The 2788-nt window shown below is 64.8% G+C and carries 3 protein-coding genes and 1 pseudogene; all 4 read right to left on the reverse strand.

All coding sequences use genetic code 11. From position 1 onward, the window contains the following. Positions 1 to 95: 95 nt before the first annotated feature. The gene (locus DYI24_RS24570; RefSeq protein WP_107343624.1) at positions 96 to 974 is read right to left on the reverse strand and encodes a CheR family methyltransferase; all 879 of its coding nucleotides are present in this window, start codon (positions 972 to 974) and stop codon (positions 96 to 98) included. Continuing rightward, positions 971 to 2146 carry a protein-glutamate methylesterase/protein-glutamine glutaminase gene (locus DYI24_RS24575; RefSeq protein WP_164574183.1) on the reverse strand — a complete coding sequence of 392 codons (1176 nt, stop codon included), beginning with the start codon at positions 2144 to 2146 and terminating at the stop codon, positions 971 to 973. The genes DYI24_RS24570 and DYI24_RS24575 overlap by 4 nt, the downstream gene beginning before the upstream one ends. 78 nt (positions 2147 to 2224) lie before the next feature. Next, the gene (locus tag DYI24_RS24580) at positions 2225 to 2590 is read right to left on the reverse strand and encodes a response regulator (RefSeq protein WP_011157188.1); all 366 of its coding nucleotides are present in this window, start codon (positions 2588 to 2590) and stop codon (positions 2225 to 2227) included. A gap of 67 nt (positions 2591 to 2657) precedes the next feature. After that, a pseudogene (locus DYI24_RS28445) lies at positions 2658 to 2788 on the reverse strand (chemotaxis protein CheW); the annotation flags it as partial.

Genomic DNA, 2788 nt, shown 5'->3' on the forward strand with positions numbered 1-2788 from the left:
ACAAGCTCGGGATTCCGGGCTCGCTCGCTGGCGCGAGCGTCCCGGAATGACGAAGGGTGTGGAGCAGTGATGCGGTTGAAGAGCCGAAGCGTGCCTCAGCCGGCGCGCAGGCTGCTGAGGGCGGAGGTCGCGGGGAATGCCGGGACGATCGACGGCGCCGACTTCAGGTTCGGCAGATACACGCCGCGGCGCGAATTGTGCGGCTTGAACGCGTCGGTCAGGCCCACCACGGTCTCGGCGGCGCCGAGGGTCAGATAGCCGTCCGGCTCGAGCCGCTTGGCGATCCGCTCCAAGATGGCGACCTTGGTGGTCTGATCGAAATAGATCAGCACGTTGCGGCAGAACACGATGTCGAAGGTGCCGAGCGACGAGAAGTCGTGCAGCAGGTTGAGCTGACGATGCTGCACCATGGCGCGGATCTCGGGGCTGAGCTCCCACACCTCGCCGGCCTGCTTGAAGTACTTCACCAACAGCTGGATCGGCAGCCCGCGCTGGACTTCGAACTGGCTGAACAGCCCCGACTTGGATTTCTCCAGCACCTGCGGCGACAGATCGGTGGCGATGATCTCGAACCGCCAGCCGGCCACAGCCGGGCCAAGCTCCTTGAGCGTCATCGCGATCGAATAAGGCTCCTGGCCGGTCGATGACGCCGCACACCAGATCCGCAGCGAACGCCGCGCCGCACGTGCCTGCAGCAGCGCCGGCAGCATCTCCTCGCGCAGGTGATCGAACGGCACCTTGTCGCGGAAGAAGAACGTTTCGTTGGTGGTCATCGCCTCGACGACGTCGGAGATCAGCGATTCCGCGCCCATCCCCTTCATCTTCTGCACCAGGTCGCTGATGCCCCCGAGGCTGAGCCGACGCGCCAGCGGCAGCAGTCGGCTCTCCACCAGATATTGTTTGTCGGCCGACAGATCGAGCCCGGAACGCTCCTTCAGGAGCTTGCGGAGGAAATCGTAATCCTGTGGGTTCACGAGCGGTCTCCTGCGAACAGGCGCACCACTTTCGGGCCAATCTGATTGAGCGGCAGCACCGCGGCACAGACGCCGGCATTGGCGACCGCGCCAGGCATGCCCCACACCACGCTGGAGGCTTCGTCCTGCGCGATCACGCTGCCGCCGGCCGCGACGATGTCCTTGCCGCCGCGCATGCCGTCCGAACCCATGCCGGTCAGCACCACGGCGAGAATGCCGCTCTGCCACACTTCGATCGCGGACATGAACAACGGATCGACCGCAGGCTTGCAGAAGTTCACCGGCGGACCATCGTCGAGCGCGATCACCGGATTGCCGCCCTGCTTGGCGACACGCATGTGCTTGCCGCCGGGGGCGAGATAGATGTTGCCGGGCTTGATGGCTTCGCCTTCGATGCCTTCGTGCGCCGGACGGCGGCTGGCGCGCGCCAAGTGCTCGGCCAGAATGGTCGTGAAGGTCGGCGGCATATGCTGGGTGATCAGCACCGGGAAACGATCGATCACCGGACCAATATCGGCCACCATCGACATCAGCGCCTGCGGGCCCCCGGTCGACGAGCCGATCAGCAGGACGCGCGGCGCGGTCGGACCGAACGAGCGCTTCACCAGCGCAGCCTGGCTGGCAACGGTCGGCGTGGCCACGGCGGGGTGCGGCACCGGAGCCGGATGCGGGTCGCGCGTGATCGCCGGCGCAGCAGCTCCAGGCACAGCGCGGCGGCGAACCCGGCCTCCGAGCGACCGGATCTTCTGCAGCAGATCGTGCTTGAAGATGTCGGCGGCCTGCGGCTCGCGGGTGGTTTCCGGCTTCGGGATGTAATCGGCGGCGCCGAGCGACAGCGCCTTGAAGCTGATCTCCGCGTTGCGGCGGGTCAGCGTCGACGCCATGATCACGACCAGGTCGCGCTTCTTGGCGAGCAACTGTGGCAGCGCCGAAATGCCATCGAGTTCGGGCATTTCGATATCGAGCACCGCAACGTCGGGGCGTACCCGTTCGAGCTGATTGACGGCGTCGAGCCCGGTGCGCAGCGATGCTGCGACCACCATGTCCGGCTCGGCCTCGACCCATCTGGAGATCAAACCGCGGATGACGACCGAGTCGTCGACGATCATCACGCGCAACGGCTCATATTGCGCCGAATTCGTAGCGGGACTACCTGCCAAAGCTACGCTCATAGAACACCGACGCAACGCATACTTCCACTCCCCACCGCGTCCCACACCGCGGCGTCAAAACCGGCCGTCCGACCCCCGTCAGATCAGGCCGACTTCCTGAAACTTCGCCGTCACGATGTCCTTGTCGAACGGCTTCATGATGTACTCGTTGGCGCCGGCATGCAGCGCCCGCGCGATATGCGCGACGTCGTTCTCGGTGGTGCAGAACACCACCTTCGGCGCGTCGCCACCGGGCATCCGGCGCAGATTGCGCAGGAACTCGTAGCCATCCATCACCGGCATGTTCCAATCGAGCAGAACGGCATCGGGCAGCCCGTGCTTGCAGGCTTCGAGCGCCTTCTCGCCGTCTTCAGCTTCGACGATCTCGAAGTCGAGACCTTCAAGGATGCGCCGCGCGACCTTCCGGATGACGCTCGAGTCGTCGACCACCAGACATGTCTTCATTTTCTGCCTCTATCAGTTCACGCCCGGATGGGCAGTTCCTGCGATTGCGCCGCAATCAGTCCAGACGTTATGCAGCCATACGTTGAGTTGCGATTTCGAGCACTTTGTCGACGTCGAGGACGACCATGAGCTGTCCGTCGAGGCGGTGGACACCGTTGGCGAAGGAAGCCATGCGGGGATCGAGGTTGACCGGGTTGG

Source organism: Rhodopseudomonas sp. BR0C11, from assembly GCF_010820945.1.
GTDB lineage: Bacteria > Pseudomonadota > Alphaproteobacteria > Rhizobiales > Xanthobacteraceae > Rhodopseudomonas > Rhodopseudomonas palustris_H.